Here is an 18,295-nt window from a genome sequence, read left to right as displayed (position 1 = left end):
ATCCTGCACCTTGCTTCCCCATGAACTGAGTGCGCCGATCCGACCTCAGAAGCACCGCACGATGGGGAGGCAAGCACAAACATGGCAAACCGAAATGAAATCCTCGCCAAAATCAACGAATGGCTTCAGCCGGAAGGTTATCAGGACTACGCCCCGAATGGCCTGCAAGTAGAAGGCAGTGAGAACGTAAGCGTTGTCGTGTCCGGGGTAACCGCATCGCAGGCGTTGATCGACGAAGCGGTGAAACAAAACGCCGATATGATTTTGGTTCACCACGGCTACTTCTGGAAAGGTGAAGATCAGACCATCCGCGGCATGAAAAAGAACCGCATCAAGCAGCTGCTGGATAACGACATCAACCTGGTGGCCTACCACTTGCCGCTCGATGACCACCCTGAATACGGCAATAACCGCCAACTCGCCAATGTCCTGAATATTCAGAACCCCACGCCGATCGGCGGACTGGTTTGGCAGGGTGAGCTTTCTGAGCCAATGACTCCGGAAACGTTTGGTCTCCACATCGCCAGAGCCCTTCACCGGCAGCCCCTTCATGTGGGGGACGGCCCAGAGAAAATCAAAACCGTAGCCTGGTGCACCGGCGCAGCTCAAGGGTTTATAAATGTCGCGTTGAACGCAGGGGTTGATGCTTACATCAGCGGAGAGATTTCCGAGCCGACCACTCACACTGCCAGAGAGTGTGGAATCCATTACTTTGCAGCGGGCCACCACGCCACAGAACGCTATGGTGTGCAGGCGTTGGGGGAGGCGCTAGCCAGGGAGTTTGGAGTGAAACACCAGTTTATTGACTGTGATAATCCGGTCTAGTTGTTCGGCGGCATCACCGGAGAATAGAGTCATCGTAAGCAGGGTAGAGGCTCGCTGAGGAATCTGGTGGTTGGGCTGGGGATGGCTTTCCAAAAATTTCGAAGGCCATGGATGGCCTGAGAGAAGCGCACATGGATGTGCTCGTAGCGGTTTTTGGAAAGCCATCCCCAGCCCGACCAGGCCCCATTATTGATGGCTTGTGCCGGGCTTGGAAATCTCGGTAATCAAGTAGACCGCTTGGTACCATCCGCATTTAGGCCATAATCCTCGGCTAGCGTGCCTTTGTCCTCAGGATCAGCCTTCGGCGCATAATCCCGTGGCGGCTCTGAGTTTTCATCACTGCCGTGCTCCAGCCGGCCAGAGCCGTCCTGTCCAAGCTCTTCCAGCCAGTCCTCATCATTGCAAAGCCGGTTCGCGCCACGGGCCATATGCTGATTTACATCGCGATAGGCATCATTAAACCGGCGCAGCAAATGGGCAGATTCCATGAAATGCTCATTCACCTGTGCCTGATAGCGAGTAAACTCACTGCGCAATTCTTCAATTTGCTGCTCCGCCCGGCGCTGCCGGAGCGTTGCTCCCTGGCCTGAACGGCCCACCAGAATCCCGATGACAATGCCAACCACCAACGCGGCTACCGCCGCCAGAATCAGGTTTGTCATATAAAAACGTCCTTTCGTTGCATGCGAGTGAGCTAATCCTCATTCAAAGAGTATAACTCCCCTGACTGATTGAGCCCATGGCCAGGCACTGAGCGAATCGTCGTATTGCTCTAGTGTCTCGTCTGGCTAAGGAATTAGCCAGACGAGACACTAGCACCCGTCCGGCGTGGCGAAAAAGTACGAAATAAGCGACAATACCGCGCCGAAAATCCAACACCATTACAATCCCGGGAAACCCTGATGACAGCAGCCATGTCTTCTGAAACCGTCGCGAACCTGAGCCCTTGGGAGCGTTACCAAAAGGACCTTGAACGCCCGGACTTTCATAAAGACCCGGCCCAGGAAGATGCCGTCCGTCGCCTTCAGGCACTGTACGACAAACTGGTCGATGCCGAAAGTGAACGCCACAAAGGTCTGGCAAAACTGCGCCGTAAATTGAAGAAAGGCAAAGAAGATCCAGTCAAGGGGCTCTATTTCTGGGGTGGTGTGGGCCGCGGCAAGACCTATCTGATGGACACTTTCTACGAGGCGTTGCCGTTTGACCGCAAGATGCGGGTGCATTTTCATCGCTTCATGCAGCGGGTTCACAACGAACTGAAGCAGCTCAAAGGCGAGAAAAATCCACTGGATAGGGTGGCGAAAAAGTTTGCCGATGAAACCCGTGTTATCTGTTTCGATGAGTTCTTCGTCTCCGATATCGGCGATGCAATGATTCTCGCCACGCTGATGGATGGACTGTTTGGCCGCGGTGTTACCCTGGTATGCACATCGAATATCGTGCCAGACGGCCTCTACAAGGATGGCTTGCAACGGGCCCGTTTCCTCCCCGCTATAGAGCTGGTTAAGAAACATACCGACGTGGTGAACGTCGACGGCGGCGTGGATTACCGGTTGAGAACCCTTGAACAGGCTGAGCTTTACCATTGCCCGCTGGACGATCAGGCCGATGTCAGCCTGCGCACCAGCTTTGATGCTCTCGCCGTTGAAGCCGGTAAGCACAGTAAAACCATGGAAATCAACGGTCGCAAAATTCCGGCGGAGGCCCATGCAGACGACGTGGTGTGGTTCGATTTCAAATCCGTGTGTGATGGCCCGCGCAGCCAGAACGACTACATCGAAATGGCGCGTCAGTTCCACGCCATCATCATCAGCAACGTGCCGCAGCTGGGTAAAAACAATGACGACCAGGCTCGTCGATTTATCAACATGATTGACGAGTTCTACGACCGAAACGTCAAAGTCATCATCTCGGCAGCCGCCCCGATCACCGAACTCTACACCGGCGGCCGCCTGAGCTTCGAATTCGAGCGCACCGAATCCCGCCTGCTCGAAATGCAATCCCGGGAATACCTGGAAGCGCCCCATAAGCCATAGGGTCTGTCCCCGAACGGGGACTGACCCATTTTGGACTCCAGCTCCAAAAATCAGAGCGGTTATAGGGTCTGTCCCCGCAGGGGACTGACCCATTTTAGAACCCAACTCCATAAAAGAGGGTCAGTCCCCACCCGGGGACAGACCCGTTACCAAGAGAGGTCACAAATGAGCCAAGACAACGTAGTTATCGTAAGCGGCGTACGCACTCCCATGGGCGGATTTATGGGCAGCCTTGCCCCGGTTTCAGCCCCTGAGCTGGGCGCCATCTCCATCGCCGAAGCCGTCAAGCGCGCCGGCCTGCAGCCTGCCGATATCCAGGAAGTCATCATGGGCAACGTGCTGCCTGCCGGCCTCAAGCAAGGCCCGGCCCGCCAGGCCATGCGTAAGGCCGGCTTGCCTGACAGCACCGGTGCCACCACCATCAACAAGCTGTGCGGCTCCGGCATGAAAGCGGCCATGCTGGCCCATGACCTGATCAAGGCAGGCACCAACGACATCATGGTCGCCGGTGGTATGGAAAGCATGTCCAATGCACCTTACGTGCTGCTTGGAGCCCGCCAGGGCTATCGTATGGGGCCCGGGCAGGCTCCGCAGGATCATATGTTCCTGGACGGTCTGGAAGATGCGGAAACCGGTCGCCTGATGGGTTCCTTTGCCCAGGAAATGGCAGACAAGAAAGGCTACAGCCGGGAAGACATGGATGAGTACGCCATCCAGTCCCTGACTCGTGCCAAGAAAGCCATCGAAGAAGGTTTGCTGAAGGAAGAAATCATCCCCGTCACTGTAAAAACCCGCAAAGGCGAGGTGGTGGTGGAAGACGACGAGCAACCCCATGCCGCCAACATCGAAAAAATCCCGACCTTGCGCCCGGCATTTGCAAAAGATGGTACCGTGACCGCAGCAAACGCTTCATCTATTTCTGACGGCTCCTCCGCTCTGGTTCTGATGCGTGAGTCCGAAGCCCAGAAGCGCGGCCTGAAGCCGATGGCCCGTATCGTAGCTCACAGCACCCAGTCACAGCACCCGAGCGAGTTCACCTGCGCACCGGTGGGAGCCATTGAAACCCTGTTCGCGAAAACCGGCTGGACCAAAGACGACGTTGATCTTTTCGAAATCAATGAAGCCTTCGCCATGGTTGCCATGATGCCGATCAAAGAACTTGGCCTGGACCCGGCCAAGGTGAACGTGCACGGCGGCGCCTGCGCCCAGGGCCATCCGGTCGGTTCCACCGGCTCTCGCCTGCTGGTCACGCTGATGCACTCCCTGAAGCACTATGGCAAGAAAAAGGGCGTTGCCGCACTGTGTATTGGAGGGGGTGAAGCCACCGCCATGGCCATCGAAGTTCTGTAATACAGTCAAAGTGGTTGCACTCCCGAATCTTGTCTATAGTGAGGGAGTGCGAAAACACGGCTAAACGGAGAGTGACAGCAAAATCATACTTTTGACTGATCAAAGCCCTCAAAGGCCTTAGCTATAGTGCAAGCATCAGGGCACTGTATGCACAGCCGCCAAGACACCAAAATCAGAACAACCGAGCAGCGACTCAGAACAACAACGGAGTAGCCTTCCAATGACAAGAAAAACTCAACCGTGGCAGCGTTGGACCAAGTTACCGCTTGCCGTCGCCATAGCCGCCGGCGTGTCCGCCCCGGCCTCTGCTATTTCCTTTTATGTGGGAGATGTTGAAGCGCAGTTCAATACCACGTTGTCAGCTGGTGTGGGTTGGAGAACTCAAAATCAGGATAAGCGCTTGATTGCACAGGGTAACTTGGGGCCAGATTATGCACCGGGTGGACCCCTTGCCAATATTGGCGCATCCACTAACAACTATGATGACGGTAACCTGAACTTTGACAAGGGTGATACCTACTCAAAGATTGTTAAGGGCAACAGTGAGCTCTTCCTGGATTACGCTGTAGACAGCAATGTCTTGACTCGTGTGGGTGGCCTTGTACGTGGCCGTTACTGGTATGACTTCGAACTAAAAGACGAAGGTCGGGCGACTGACGATGTCGGCCAGCAGCGAGAGCTGAATGACCGCGCCAAAGCCAATGCCTCCGGTGGTGAAATTCTTGACGCTTACATTTTTACTGACTGGTATTTCGGCAACATGCCTGTCAGTGCCCGTTATGGTAAGCAGGTAGTTAGCTGGGGTGAAAGTACGTTTATCCAGGGTGGTATCAATACCATTAACCCGATTGACGTTCCTGCCTTCCGCGCTCCGGGGTCAGAATTGAAAGACGCCCTGCTGCCGGTAGAGATGTTTTATGTTTCTGTTGGTCTGACAGATACGGTTTCTGTTGAGGCGTTCGTGCAAGCGGATTGGGAACCGGTTCGTCCAGACGATTGTGGTACCTTCTTCTCAACCAATGACTTCGCCGCTGACGGTTGCGGCCCGGTATTGTTGGCTGGCCAGCTGCCTGACTCTCAGGCATTGGCGCAGGGCTTTGTTGCACCGCGTCTGGCCGATAAAGAAGCAGATTCCAAAGACCAGTTCGGTGTGGCATTCCGTTGGTACGTTCCAGCGCTCAATGACTCCGAATTTGGTTTCTACTACATCAAGTACAACAGCCGCCTGCCTTATGTAAGTGGCCTTGTAAACAACCCGGCATCGCCCAGTGCCACGCAGCAGAACGATCCGAACCTGCCAAACTCCAGCTTCCCAAGTTACTTCATTGAGTACCCTGAGAATATCAACCTTTATGGTATCAGTGTGAACACCACCACTCCGGGTGGCTGGTCATTGGGGGCCGAGTATAGCTTCCGGGACAACGTGCCGCTGCAGTGGAACGCGTTTGAACTGATCTTTGGTGGTCTTCAGCAGCGTGGGCCGAATGGCGAAGTTCTGAGTGGCCTGGAGCGCCAGCGTCTTGCAGAATCCAATAACGCCAACCTGGCTGGCAAGCCAGTCGAGGGCTATGACCGCTTCAAGGTGTCCCAGGCACAGTTTACGCTGATCAAGTTCTTCGACCAGGTGATGGGCGCCAGCCGCTTGTCTCTGATCACGGAATTTGGTGCCACCTATGTCCATGACCTGCCGGACTACTCTGAGGCCCGTTACGGCCGTTCCGGCACCTTTGGTATCGGTGAGCTTCCCCTGGCTTCCCTGGGTGGCGCGGATCTTTGTGCCAACGGTGCAAACATCAACGTCAACTACTGCAACAACGAAGGCTTCACGACATCCTTCTCCTGGGGCTACCGTTCGCGCCTGGTGTGGGATTACCCCAACGTTTTTGCGGGTATCAACCTGTCTCCGCAATTGGCGTGGAGCCACGATGTGAAGGGCTATTCGCCTCAGCCGGGCGGCGCCTTCAACGAGGGTAACAAGGCCATCGGCCTGTCTCTGGAAGCGGTTTACCAGAACAAAATCACCGGTAACATTGGTTACACAAACTTTTTCGGTGGCAAGCCGTATAACGAGTTGACCGACCGTGATTTCGTGAGTGCTAGCGTCTCTTACTCATTCTGAACCGGACCGAATTCGTTTAACGAGGTAATTTAAATGAAACTGAACAAGAAACTACTGGCCACAGGCGTACTGGCTGCAAGTCTCTTTGCGGGCCAGGCCTGGGGCGCGGTTTCTGCTGAAGAAGCAGCCAAACTGGGCGATACGCTGACACCGATGGGTGCGGAGCGCGCAGGCAACGGTGGCGACATCCCTGAGTGGACAGGTGGCATGACCACCCCGCCGGCAGGCTATAAGGGTGATGGTATTTATGTAAACCCATTCCCGAACGAGCAGCCAAAGTTCGTCATTGATCAGAGCAACATAAGTCAATACGAAGACAAGCTGTCCCCTGGCCAGATTGCCATGATTCGGCAGTACCCGAATTACAAGATGCCGGTTTACACCACGCATCGGACGGCAGTCTACCCTCAGGACATCATGGATGAGACGGTAAAGAACGCTACTCGTTCCGAACTGATCCAGAATGGTAATGGTATTGGTAACTATGCCAATGCTACTCCGTTCCCGATCCCGCAGAACGGCCTTGAGGCGATCTGGAACCACATTACCCGTTATCGTGGCGGGTCTGTTCAACGTAACGTTGGCCAGGTTACACCAACCACTAATGGTGCTTTTTCTGTGGTCAAATTCCAGGACGAGCTGACCTGGAACCGTTACCTGTCTGACTATCAGGAAGGGCAAGACGATAACGTTCTGTTCTATTTCAAGCAGGCCATTACCGCTCCGGCCCGACTGGCGGGTAACGTTCTGCTGGTACACGAGACCCTGGATCAGGTGAAAGAGCCTCGCCGTGCGTGGATCTACAACGCCGGTCAGCGTCGTGTTCGTCGCGCTCCACAGGTGGCTTACGATGGCCCGGGTACCGCGGCTGACGGCATGCGTACCTCTGATAACTTCGACATGTTCAACGGCGCTCCCGATCGTTACAACTGGGAACTGGTCGGCAAGAAAGAGATGTATATCCCTTACAACTCTTACAAGCTTGTTGATCGTAACCTGAGCTATAGCGACATCATCAAGGCTGGTCACATCAACCAGGACCTTACCCGTTATGAGCTGCATCGTGTGTGGCACGTACGGGCCACCCTGAAAGACGGTGAGCGTCATGTGTATGCCCAGCGTGACTTCTACCTGAACGAAGACTCCTGGCAGGCGTCGGTCATTGATCATTACGACGGCCGCGGCGAGCTGTGGCGTGTGGCTGAAGCCCATGGCATGCAGTTCTACGATCAGGATGTGCCCTGGTACGCCATCGAAGTTCTGTATGATCTGCTGTCTGGTCGCTACCTCGCGTTGGGTCTGACCAACGAAGAGAGCAATCCGTACAGCTTCGGTGTTAGCCGCCAGTCACGGGACTACACGCCGGCCGCGCTGCGCCGTGCAGGTACCCGATAACAGGCGAGTTTGGCAGTAACTGAAAACGGCGGGCCTTTGGCCCCCCGTTTTTTTGTGGCCGTAACCGAACTTTTGGTGTTAAAAATTCGCCACTGACAAACTCTTTACACGTCAAAATTTTGCAGCTCACCCCACCTTTGGTTTAACCTTCTTCCAAGCAACTCATACTAAAGGCGTACCCGATGCAGGACGCCAAGCCATAATCCGTGAAAAGAAGATTCTTTTTACGCCGGCCTGTTGATAGCAGGAAGCCGGTTTTAAATGGGGCAGTGCGTGAAATCCTATAATGATGGCTGTGCAGCCAACGATGAATTTCAGTCCGCCAACAATGGCCTTGCGCATGGAGAGCTTGTGCGAGACCTTCTGGAGCAAAGGCTTCAGATGCCGGCAATTCCTGTCTCCAGGCTAATCCGGCCAGAGCTGGACCAGCAGATCCTGGCCGCTATGTCGCCAGGGCATCTGTTGTTTCTGGAGGCGCCCAGTGGTTATGGCAAAACCCACTCCCTGGTCAGCGCGCTCAATGCTGCGCCGGATGCCAGTATTCGTTGGGTTACACTTAACGGCGGTGACAACGCCCCTTCTCGTTTTCTCTCACTGTTGGCCACGGCCCTTGGTCTGTCTGAGGTCTCAGCGCCAAATGGCGGTACTTTCCAGGATCATCTTTCTGTTCTTCTGGTCACCAAAGCCCGAAAGAAGGAGTCCAATCGGGATGTACTGGTTCTGGATAATCTTCATCATCTGACGAACCCGGCTGTGGTGGGATTACTCCATCAACTGGCTACGAACATTCCTGGCAACCTGGCGGTGGTGATGGCATCACGTTTACCCCTGCCGTTTGAAAGCCACACGCTGGATCTGCAGGGTGTCTACCAGCACTTGTCTGTGGATCGCCTCGAGTTCTCCCGGTCGGAAACGTTCGAGTTTTTTCAGCAAGCACGTGATGAACGCCTGATTACCAGTGTGGCCATCGACCACCTGTACAACCTGACGGAAGGCTGGCCAACCCCATTGGCCCTGTACCTTCGTGAGCTCGCTCGTGGCGATGAAAGAAAGCCGGTTCACGAAACCGAGTCCGTGGAACGGTTTATCAAGAGCACCGTGCTTGCGCCGTTGGCGCAGTCACAGGTTCGCAGTTTGCGAGTGATGGCGGAGCTCGAAAGCTGTTCAGATGAGCTGTTCCTGACACTGGAGGGCACCACCGCAGAGCCGGATATGCCGCCATCGTCGGCGGCGGAACGCGGATTGCCATTAAAGCAGGTGCCGGGGAGGGGGCGTTGGTATCGTTTGAACCCATTGCTCCAAGCCTGGTTACAGGCGCCCGTGATGGGCGGTTATGCCACCCGTATGTTGATGGCAAGCCGTTGGTTTGGGCAACGGGAGCAGTTTCCGGAGGCGCTCAAGTACGCCTTGCTGGCGGGCGAAAATGATGAAGTCATACGCATCGCGTCCGAGGGCACCGAGGCGCTGCTGTTGGGGCAAGACACGGCGTCGTTGCTGACGCTGCGACGAAGCCTGCCTGCCCAGTTGCTGGAGCGGAGTGCCAGGCTGCGAATCGTCTACGGCTGGGTTCATGCGATTGGTGGCCAATTCCGCCAGGCGCGAGAGTTGCTCGAATCGTTCAGTGTGTCAGATCTAAGAGAACAGGAAGCCCGAATATACGCCCTTAAAGCGTTTATCCTTCGTGGTGAGGGCTTTGTGGCACCTGCGCTTGAGATGGCTGACAAGGCGCTGGCGACGGGAGGCTTGTCTACCCAGGCGCAACTGGTGACTCAAATTGTCAGGTCCAGTGCGTTATGCGCTGGTGGGTACTTTCAGGCAGCGCGGGATGCCAATCGAACCGCTGCAAAGTTGGCTCGGGAAGCTGGCGACTCTGGTTCTGAAGCACTGGCAGTCTATGCTCACGCCAGAATTGAGCTGGGCAAGGGTGCTCTGGGCCATGCAGAACAGCTTTTGCGAACCGGGCTGGATACCGCCATGCAAGAGCTCAGTCGGCCCGCCCGGATTGGGGAAACACGGTTACAACTGAATCTGGTTCTGGTGCTCTGGCATAAAGGGCGTCTGAAAGAGGCCGATCGCCTGTTGGTGAGCTGTGCCCGGCATGCGGAGCAAACTCGTGATCTGGGGCTGCTGCTGGCTATGGCGTTGAGGGTTCTGATGTGTCGGGCTCAGGGCCGTATGGATGACGCTTTTGTATGGATTGGCCGTGCCGAACGAACCATGCATTCCTGGCAGGTTGACGAGTCTGTTTATCTGCCGGTACTTGAAGCGCTGAAGGCGAGCTGTTGGTTGGCCTGCGGTCAACCTGAGAGCGCCTCTCAGGCGATGACAAAGCTGGCACCTTTCCGTAAGGACGGCTGTGTTCCTGAACTGTTCCCGATGATTCCGGGCTTGCTGGACTGTTTGCAGGTGCGGATTGATCTGGTGAACGGCGACCTGATTCGGGCCAGGGAACACCTCTCTGCTGTGTATCACCGGTACGAAGACACCTTACCCTGGGGGCTTCTGCTTCATGCTGGCCTGCTCGATGCGGTGCTCCTGACGGAAGAAAAAGGGCTGCCTGCTGGCAGGCGACAGCTGGAAAGCGTCGTTCGGGAGGCCGCCAGGGAGCACTTCATCAGTCCTTTCGCAGAACTGATGCAGGAGCTACGCCCCCTCATGGAAAAGACCTTCAGGGGGTTGGAGAAATGTCCCTTTACCAGTGCGTTGGGCGAACTGTTTGGTATCGAGGGCGCGGTGGTGGTTGCCGATGCGCTCGCGGAGCCAATCAGTGACCGGGAGCAGGGTGTTCTTGAGTTGATTGCCAAGGGCCTGTCAAACCAGGAAATCGCAGACAAGCTGCACATCTCCCTGCATACGGTGAAAACCCATGCCCGCAGAATCAATGCCAAGCTGGAAGTGAAGTCCAGAACCCAGGCGATTGTGCGGGCCCGGGAGTTGGGGCTGCTTTAGTCAGCCCCCGGCCTTCAGCTCCTCAATCCGGGCATCTTTCTCCGCCCATATCTCGCTTATCCAACGCTGGAAGTCCACGCGCAGTTCCCGGTTACCCTCATAATCCATACCCAGAAATCGCTCTGGTACCTCCCGGGTGCGAATGTCGATAATGATCTTGTCTACCCTGCCGCACAGGTAGTCCCAGATGCCCGGCTTGCCGTTGGGGTACACGATGGTCACATCCAGCATGGTGTGAATCATCTCGCCCATGGCGCCAAATACAAACGCCGTTCCACCGGCGCGGGGTTTCAGCAGGTTTTTATAGGGTGAATTCTGGCGGGCCTGTTTTTCTGGTGTAAAGCGGGTGCCTTCCATAAAGTTGAAGATGGTCACTGGCGTGTAGCGAAATTTCTCACAGGCTGCTCGGGTGGCTGCGATGTCTTTGCCTTTCAGTTCCGGACGTTTGGCGATCTGCTCTTTGGTATGGCGATGCATGAACGGAAAATCCAGCGCCCACCAGGCAACGCCCAGGAGGGGTACCCAAATCAATTGCTTCTTGAGAAAAAACTTGAGCAAGGGGATCTTGCTATTCAGCACGTACTGGATGGCGGGGATGTCTGTCCAGCTCTGGTGGTTACAGGTCACGAAGTACCAGTGCTTGCGGCTGAGTTCCTGAGCGCCCCGAACGTCCCATTCAACTTTGTGGAACAGTTTTACCAGTGTGTTATTGAAGCCTATCCAATACCGGGCGATGCCATTGACGATCACAGTGCAGACCTTGCGCACGGCCGTGACCGGGATCACCAGTTTGATGATGGCGAACAGCAGCAGGAACGGAAGGAAAATTATGGTATTCAGCAGGATAAGCAGAACCACCAGAACCCCTTTCAATGGGGCGGGCAGGAAATTGAGCATGGGCACGATCTCTGTAGGTTCAGATTTTAATGTCAGCCTTCAAACGGGCTGGCCAAGGCGCCTTCCGCGCCGGGAAGCAGCGCAGTATCTGCCTTTGCTGAGGCCAGTTGTTTGAACTTGGCGGGGGTGCGCTCTCCCAACAAATTCCTGAATTCCTGATCATAGAACTCAAGGTTGTTGTAGCGAATCATGGAGCGAATCTCTTTTATATACTCCTCACCCCGTTCGGAATAGCCAAGTAGGCCTTCCGCCATTGCCAGCCCGGAAAGCGGCTGTTCCGCCTGGCGGTTCTGCAATCGGAGGTCTCTGACCAGTTGGTAGGTGGGGTGTCGGTTCAGGTTCTGGATATACGAGCGAACGGACTGATAGGGAGAGGAGAATTTTGCCACCTCATGGCTGGCCCCTTCAACACGGCTCAGGGGTACAAGACCACAGCCTTTGCTGAAGCACCACTGACCGAACAGGTTATTACCCTCAGTGGCAAAGCGAGACGTGCCCCAGGCAGATTCATTGGCCGCCTGGGCAAGAATCAGCGATGGCGGAATAACATCCAGGCGCTTTCTTAAAAGTGCAAATTGCTCATTGCTCCCTGTTGGGGCGTCAACTCTCAGGCGCTGCGCCTGATCGGTCAGCCATCGTTCTTCCCGGTTTGAGAGCTCGGCTTTGCTGGCAAGCGACTCAAGGTATTCGCGCTCAAGCAGAATGCGGGAGTTGGCAAGAACAATCCGCGGGTAAAGGAACGAGAAGAACGCGACTTTACGTTCGGTGGCATCACGATAGACCGAAAAGTCGGGCAAGTCGTCCTGTGCCCAGGCTGGGAGGCGGGGAAGCGATGCCAGAATCACTTCGTCATCGTCACCTCCACCAGAACTGCCGGGTGGAACATACAGGGCGCCAGCAGTAGCAAACAGAATCAAAGGAACAAACAGCATCAGCGCCCGGGTAACTTCAGTCATAAAACCTCTCGTCTTTATGGGTATGTCAGGCGATATGGCAGAAATTATAACAGGTTATACGAGAGCGTCCTGAGTATTGGTTCTGTTAGTCCGATTCCGGGATCACCGTGGCTATCAGTAATCCGGTCTGAAACTCGGGGCCGGTGTTATCCCGCAAGGTCAGAAATATCTGGTCACCTGTTCCTGTGTAGAATCCCGCGAGTGTGAGTTCGCCGCCGCTAAGGGTGATCTCGCCGTCTTCCGTTGCGGTGACGCCGAGTGAGGAGTCCAGGCTGGCTTGCCTTGGCTCTGAGACGTTACTGGATGGGATGTCGTGGTCAATCTGGACACCTTTTGCAGTCAGGGTTGCGTTGCCATCATCATGTAACTCCAGTGAACCGTTATGGATCTGATGCATTCGGCTGGTGTTATCGTTCATAGAGACGATAACACCCTGAAGCCTGTAGAGGGCCGGCACCAGTGGGTCAGTGGGAGCCTTGCCGGCAATCAACAGGCCGTCGCCAAGGTAACTGTCATCCAGATTGAAGGCCATCAGTGAGCCGTCTGGGGTGCTGGCGCCCAGGCCCATGTCCGGTGTTTCAAACTCTTCGCCGGGCTGGTCTTCATAAAGGGTCAACCTGCCCATATACCGGTCTGACTGGCTCAGGCGAGACAATCGGTTAGCCAGATTCCAGTCACCGGTTCCGGAACTCGCCTCTGCGCGCACTTGGCCATTACTGGCCCGGACAACCCGGAACTGAGCAAGCGTCGCCTCAGCTGCCAGCCGGTTGCCATCAGGGGTTTGGGTGTCCCAGGTGCCGTGCCCGGTTTCGAAAACCAGTGGGTCATCTTCATTGCCGAATCGGGGTGCGATATACACCAGGTTATAGCGTTGCTCTGCCAGTGTGGACAGGCTGAAATCGCTGCTGCGCTCCAGGTGGAGCTCAAACACAGAAAGGTAGTGGTCTTCCAACGTGTCCTGGCGTTTGAGTTTGCCTCCCTCTTCCTGAAGCTCAATGGCTTTGCCGGCCGAGAAATAGCTGGTGAGCACTCGGTCCGGGCTGCTATCCGGCTCTGCCGGCGCGGAGGTGAAAGCATCCAGATGATAGGGATTTCGGGTCCAACCCGTGATTCTGCTGCTGTCGCGGCCAGTCACACTCTGGTACAGGGCGCGGCCTGCCAGCAACCGGGCGGGGTTGATCGCATCACCGTTCTGGGCATCGCTTCGGGGTGGGGTGAGTGTGGCCGCCCCGGGAGCGCTTGAATGGCTGTTGCGCGCCCAAAGATCCGAACTCCGATTGAAGAATGTCTGGGAACCGCCGTTGTCAGTACCGTGAATGAGCGTTTGCCGATCGTACGGAATGTCGGTGGCCAAAGAGGTGACATTGATGTTGAACGCTTCAAAGGATGTGAGCGTGAGCGCTGGGTAAAGATAGGCGCTTCCGGTGGCGGTGAGCGCCTCTTCCTGGGCGGTACGGACACCCCATTGGCCGGCACCGAACGCATTGGATTCCCGGAAGGTCTGGCCAAGCTCCAGCCCCAGGAAGACCGAATTGTAATCGGCGGAACTGGCGCGGACGGTGTCTGAATTATCCTGGCCGAGCAGGGCATAATCTGCCATGGCAGCCACGTAGGCTTTGAAGTCGGCCCGGTTATCCAGCCGGTCGAGGGCGCTGGCAATACTTGCATTGGTGCCGATATCGATCTCGAAGTCATGCACCTGGTCCGCGACCGTGCCCCAGACATACTTATTCAGACAAAGGCTGCTGTTGACACAATTCATGACCGTTTGAAAATCGACGGCATCGTAATTCCCCAGGCCCTCGACAACCAGGTAATGGGAAAACGGGTTTACCTTCACATCCCGGTCCGCGTCGGCGGCGAGGGCTTTGAGCGTTGTGCTGCGATAGGAGGCTTCGATAACAACATCGGGGCCGATGGGGACCCCATCCTCAAACGCGATGATCAGGTAACCATCATCGTCCGTGGCAGTTGAAAAACGTACAGTGCCAAGGTCTTTCCTGAGGGTATAGTCCGTACGGTAAACCTCGACACGGTCGGGCACCACAATCCGCAGATTCCTGCGTGTGGGTTCACCCTGCGGGGCAAGGCTGGCCGGCACTTCCATGGTAACCCGGACTTCGTTCGGTCTCAGCCCGCGGGCGTTGTTGGAGTCGCCGGTGCTGCCAGGGCTGAAATCGTCCAGGGCATTGACGGCATTGCCGAACCGGTTGGGGATCTCCTTGACACCATCAATAGCGCTGTCGCCGCTGCAGGCGGTGAGTATCAGGGTGGCGGCCAGAAGGGTGGGGGGGTTCAATCTCATGCCAGACAATCCGTTGAGTAAGTATCCGGGAAGCCTAGCAACAAAAAGCGGGGGAGAGCGTGAGGAGTAGCACGAATCCGTTACCCGCCTGTTCGCCGGGTAACGGATTCAGTATCGGTGTGGCGCGGTTAGAAGAAAATCTTGATGCCGGCCAGCACACCTTCATCCAGGTTGATGTCTGGGGAGCCGGCAAAGTCCAGCTCGGTGTTCAGGTAGCGGTAACCGGCGAACACCTCAGCATTGCGAATCACACGGTAGCTTCCGCGCAGTTCCAGGCTGGTCATGTCGTCGGAATCTCCGAACGAAAGAATGGTTGGGGCGTAGTGGAGGCTACCGCTGAACGACAGGCCTGGTACGTCTGGCACATTCACGGTGGCAAAACCGCCCAGACCGACGGCGCCGCCATCCACATTGCGGCGGCGCTCATCATAAAAGACACCTTTGAGGCCTACACCGGCAGTGGTTGGCAGGTTGCCAATGGACGTACGGCCTTGCGCGTGAAAGTCGAGGTTGCCGATATGGCGGCGGCTGTCACGGTAGGTGTAGCCTGCACCCAGCTGAATATCGTTCTGAGCACCGAAAAAGTTGACCTGGCCCTTCGCCGAGTTATTGGTCAGGCTCAGGTCCAGATCAGCGGCGAACACAGGGGCGGCTGCCAGAGAAAGCGCCAGAGCGGAGATGCGGGTTACTTTCATGTTTACACCTTTATTGCTGTCGTTTGAGTTCAGACCGGCCGGAACTGCCGGCATCAGCGATAGTTATGACTGAGAGGATGGTAACGACCTGCCAACCGCATCACAACTTAAATGCCCGTAAGCCGTTGGAAAGGGTAGTCAGTCGGGCTGATGTGGCCTAGCTGATTCAGTGCCGGGTGGCTTCGTCGATCTGGTCGAGGTCATCGGGAGAAACGTTCTCCGCCGGCACCCGATATTCCTCATTGGCCCAGGCGCCAAGGTCAATCAGCTTGCATCGTTCGGAACAGAAAGGCCGAAATGGGTTGGTTTCCGTCCATTCGACAGACTTTTTGCAAGTGGGGCATTCAACATTCATATCAGAATCCGGGCTATGGGTAACATGCCGGTGCTCAGGATTCAGCAGCGGCCTGGCAGTATTGTTCCAGTACTGCCCGCAGCATTTCAAGGTTGACAGGTTTGGCAACAAACGCATCCATGCCCGCCGCCCGGCAGCGTTCCTCGTCTTCTTCCATCGCGCTGGCGGTTAGCGCAACCACGGGCACCCTGGCCCGGTGATGATCTTCTTCCCAGCGACGCAGCCGTCTGGTGGCTTCAAAACCATCCATGCGAGGCATAACGCAATCCATGAACACCAGGTCAAACTGATGCCATTGCCACAGGGCGGACGCCGCCTGGCCGTCGTTGGCAGTCATCACCTCACAGCCGAGTTTTTCCAGCAGCCGGCGGGTGAGGGTACGGTTCACCGGGTTGTCTTCAACCAGGAGTACCCGCATTCGCCCGCAGGGAATCTGCCGCTGTTTGACCGTGACATCGGTTATTGCCTGCAGCGAAAAGCGAGTCAGGAAGCGGCGTTCCTGTTTTTCGACATCCAGAAACAGTTGGTTGAGGATGGGGATCAGATAAGATTCCCGCAGCGATTTGCTCAGGAAAGCGTCAGCCCCGGCCTGCCGAAAATGTTCGGCATCACCGCGCTGAGGATTGGATGAGAGAATCAGTAGCCGCATGTCGGCCCATTGCGGGTTACTGCGAATCTGCCGGCATAACAAATCGCTGTCCATATCCGGCACAAAACCATCAAGGATGATGGCGTGGTATGGGTCGCCGGCATCGAAGGCCTGGCGTAGCGAGGTCAGGGCCTCACCGGCGGCTTTCACTGCCTCGATCTGAACCTCATATCGGGACAGCATTTCCAGTGTGATCTTGCGTGACAGCTCGTAAGAATCCACCACCAGGATCTTTCGCCCCCGGACCATATGGGAGTCTGGCCGAATACGGGTTGAGGCATCTCCGGCCGCCTGCAGGGTCAGCTCCACCCAGAACGTGGAGCCCTGCCCGGGGCGGCTTTCCAGATCCATGGAGCCCCCCATCAGATCAACAAGCTGGCGGCAGATCGTCAACCCCAATCCCGCTCCGGGCAGTTGCCGCTGGAACCGTTGGCCCAGCTGCACATAGGGTTCATACACCAGCGGGATGTCTTCGGGGTTAATGCCGACGCCGGTATCTTCAACCGCAAGGCGTAAGCGAACATTCCCCTCTTTCCGCCCAAGTACTTCTATGCTGATCAGCACATGGCCGGAATCGGTAAACTTGATGGCATTGGAGAGCAGATTGAGCAATATCTGCCGCAGCCGCACCGGGTCGCCGATCATGGCCCAGGGCAGGTTTTCATCAACCCGCATTTCAAGAGCCAGGCCTTTTTCCCTCGCCCGGGAGCCCAGCATGTGGATCAGATCGTTGAGGGTTTCCCTGAGGTCGAACGGAATGGCTTCCAGTTCCAGCTTGCCGGCTTCCATACTGGAGATATCCAGCAGGTCATTGATAATGGCCGACAGGCTTTCAGACGCGTTAAGCAGGGTGCTGACATACTCCCGCTGTTCCTGGTCCAGAGGGGTGTCGGTCAGCAGGTTGGCGTACCCCAGCACCGACTGCAGCGGAATGCGCAACTCGTGGCTGACATTGGCCAGAAACTGGTTTTTGGCATGGTTGGCCCGAATGGCTTCATCGCGCTCGCCCTGGGTTTTGATCGTGGTCTGGCGCAGTGAGCGGGTGTCTTCCAGGATCTGCAGGCGCATCTTGTTGAGTGCCTGCTCAAGCTCTGACAGCTCATCCGGCCGGCGGGGCGGCTTTCGGCGTAACTGAAGTGGGTCAACCAGGGCATCGAGGTTTAGCTTGGCGGCGTAATCAGCCATGGTTTCCAGGTGCCGGGACAAGGTTACCCGAACGATCAACAACAGGCCCAGAGTGCCCAGCATCACCACCAGTGACTGGAACAACAGGTTCATCAGAGCCTGGTCCCGAACGCTCTCGTAGATTTGCTCAACGGAGGAAACAACCGTCAGTTCCCCAACCCGGCGGGGCTGGTCAAACGTGGATCGATTGAACTCAAGGGGAAATGTCTGGGAAATCACCCGGCCTTCCGGATACTGGCCAGTGCTGAATTCCTCACCCGTGGTGGTGATAACACGGGCATACTGCACCGACGGCATGGCCCGCATGTCGTCGAGGCTGTTGGCCACCTCGCTGAAGTTCATTACCCAAAGGTTGGTGCCCATGCTGCCAGATATCAGCTCAACAGCCCGCTCCTGGCTCGACTGAAGTTCCGTTTTCTGGCGATCAAACTCGCCAATCATCTGCACGCCGGTCGCCACCAGAGACAGAATCAGGCTGTAAAGCAGCACCCACCCCAGCAAGCGGAGAGCCAGCGGGCGAACACCTAAACGCTTTAAAAACCGGTTGGAAAGCAAGGCACAAGTTCCCTGTGTCGACTA

General features: G+C 56.2%; 13 protein-coding genes. 6 read left to right on the top strand and 7 right to left on the bottom strand.

Annotation, left to right across the window (positions count from 1 at the left end):
* Positions 1-81: 81 nt before the first annotated feature.
* On the top strand, positions 82-825 hold the full coding sequence (locus QUE75_RS13520; protein WP_286250934.1) for a Nif3-like dinuclear metal center hexameric protein: 744 nt from the start codon (positions 82-84) through the stop codon (positions 823-825).
* Between the two features lie 224 nt (positions 826-1,049).
* Here QUE75_RS13520 and QUE75_RS13515 read toward each other — a convergent pair whose 3' ends face one another.
* Complete coding sequence (locus QUE75_RS13515) at positions 1,050-1,487, bottom strand: YhcB family protein (protein ID WP_286250932.1); 438 nt, start codon at positions 1,485-1,487, stop codon at positions 1,050-1,052.
* Positions 1,488-1,763: 276 nt separating this feature from the next.
* Here QUE75_RS13515 and zapE point away from each other — a divergent pair, with 276 nt between their 5' ends.
* The 5 genes from zapE (at position 1,764) to QUE75_RS13490 (ending at position 10,674) form a co-directional block, all read left to right on the top strand.
* Positions 1,764-2,861: a cell division protein ZapE gene (zapE, locus tag QUE75_RS13510; protein ID WP_286255699.1), complete on the top strand. Its 1,098-nt coding sequence runs from the start codon at positions 1,764-1,766 to the stop codon at positions 2,859-2,861.
* Between the two features lie 165 nt (positions 2,862-3,026).
* Positions 3,027-4,211, top strand: a complete 1,185-nt coding sequence (locus tag QUE75_RS13505; RefSeq protein WP_061331515.1) for a thiolase family protein — start codon at positions 3,027-3,029, stop codon at positions 4,209-4,211.
* A gap of 220 nt (positions 4,212-4,431) precedes the next feature.
* Complete coding sequence (locus QUE75_RS13500; protein WP_286250929.1) at positions 4,432-6,330, top strand: DUF1302 domain-containing protein; 1,899 nt, start codon at positions 4,432-4,434, stop codon at positions 6,328-6,330.
* A gap of 33 nt (positions 6,331-6,363) precedes the next feature.
* The gene (locus tag QUE75_RS13495) at positions 6,364-7,725 is read left to right on the top strand and encodes a DUF1329 domain-containing protein (protein ID WP_061331513.1); all 1,362 of its coding nucleotides are present in this window, start codon (positions 6,364-6,366) and stop codon (positions 7,723-7,725) included.
* A 273-nt stretch (positions 7,726-7,998) separates the two neighbouring features.
* The gene (locus tag QUE75_RS13490; protein ID WP_286250923.1) at positions 7,999-10,674 is read left to right on the top strand and encodes a helix-turn-helix transcriptional regulator; all 2,676 of its coding nucleotides are present in this window, start codon (positions 7,999-8,001) and stop codon (positions 10,672-10,674) included.
* On the opposite strand, the gene QUE75_RS13485 is transcribed toward QUE75_RS13490, so the two are convergent.
* From QUE75_RS13485 to QUE75_RS13460, 6 genes are all read right to left on the bottom strand, one after another.
* Positions 10,675-11,571 (bottom strand): acyltransferase, encoded by an 897-nt coding sequence (locus QUE75_RS13485; RefSeq protein WP_286250920.1) that lies wholly within the window; start codon positions 11,569-11,571, stop codon positions 10,675-10,677. It abuts the gene before it with no gap.
* 32 nt (positions 11,572-11,603) lie between these two features.
* Positions 11,604-12,527 (bottom strand): glucosaminidase domain-containing protein, encoded by a 924-nt coding sequence (locus QUE75_RS13480; protein ID WP_286250918.1) that lies wholly within the window; start codon positions 12,525-12,527, stop codon positions 11,604-11,606.
* An 85-nt stretch (positions 12,528-12,612) separates the two neighbouring features.
* Complete coding sequence (locus QUE75_RS13475; RefSeq protein WP_286250917.1) at positions 12,613-14,832, bottom strand: hypothetical protein; 2,220 nt, start codon at positions 14,830-14,832, stop codon at positions 12,613-12,615.
* 128 nt (positions 14,833-14,960) lie between these two features.
* Positions 14,961-15,527, bottom strand: coding sequence for a YfaZ family outer membrane protein (locus QUE75_RS13470; RefSeq protein ID WP_058089894.1), 567 nt, complete (start codon positions 15,525-15,527; stop codon positions 14,961-14,963).
* Positions 15,528-15,693: 166 nt separating this feature from the next.
* Positions 15,694-15,882 carry a DNA gyrase inhibitor YacG gene (gene yacG / locus QUE75_RS13465; RefSeq protein ID WP_058089895.1) on the bottom strand — a complete coding sequence of 63 codons (189 nt, stop codon included), beginning with the start codon at positions 15,880-15,882 and terminating at the stop codon, positions 15,694-15,696.
* Positions 15,883-15,916: 34 nt separating this feature from the next.
* A complete protein-coding gene (locus QUE75_RS13460) occupies positions 15,917-18,271 on the bottom strand; it encodes a response regulator (RefSeq protein WP_106695037.1) in 2,355 nt (784 codons plus the stop codon).
* Positions 18,272-18,295 lie beyond the last annotated feature (24 nt).

Origin of the sequence: Marinobacter shengliensis (assembly GCF_030297115.1) — a bacterium.
Lineage (GTDB): Bacteria > Pseudomonadota > Gammaproteobacteria > Pseudomonadales > Oleiphilaceae > Marinobacter > Marinobacter shengliensis.
Note: the sequence above shows the minus strand (reverse complement) of the source record. Positions and strands in the feature narration are given on the sequence as shown.

Excerpts from the sequence above, each read along its gene's own strand:
- QUE75_RS13520 (WP_286250934.1), top strand. The coding sequence starts at position 82 with ATGGCAAACCGAAATGAAATCCTCGCCAAAATCAACGAATGGCTTCAG.
- QUE75_RS13515 (WP_286250932.1), bottom strand. The coding sequence starts at position 1,487 with ATGACAAACCTGATTCTGGCGGCGGTAGCCGCGTTGGTGGTTGGCATT.
- QUE75_RS13505 (WP_061331515.1), top strand. The coding sequence starts at position 3,027 with ATGAGCCAAGACAACGTAGTTATCGTAAGCGGCGTACGCACTCCCATG.
- QUE75_RS13500 (WP_286250929.1), top strand. The coding sequence starts at position 4,432 with ATGACAAGAAAAACTCAACCGTGGCAGCGTTGGACCAAGTTACCGCTT.
- QUE75_RS13495 (WP_061331513.1), top strand. The coding sequence starts at position 6,364 with ATGAAACTGAACAAGAAACTACTGGCCACAGGCGTACTGGCTGCAAGT.
- QUE75_RS13485 (WP_286250920.1), bottom strand. The coding sequence starts at position 11,571 with ATGCTCAATTTCCTGCCCGCCCCATTGAAAGGGGTTCTGGTGGTTCTG.
- QUE75_RS13480 (WP_286250918.1), bottom strand. The coding sequence starts at position 12,527 with ATGACTGAAGTTACCCGGGCGCTGATGCTGTTTGTTCCTTTGATTCTG.
- QUE75_RS13475 (WP_286250917.1), bottom strand. The coding sequence starts at position 14,832 with ATGAGATTGAACCCCCCCACCCTTCTGGCCGCCACCCTGATACTCACC.
- QUE75_RS13470 (WP_058089894.1), bottom strand. The coding sequence starts at position 15,527 with ATGAAAGTAACCCGCATCTCCGCTCTGGCGCTTTCTCTGGCAGCCGCC.
- yacG (WP_058089895.1), bottom strand. The coding sequence starts at position 15,882 with ATGAATGTTGAATGCCCCACTTGCAAAAAGTCTGTCGAATGGACGGAA.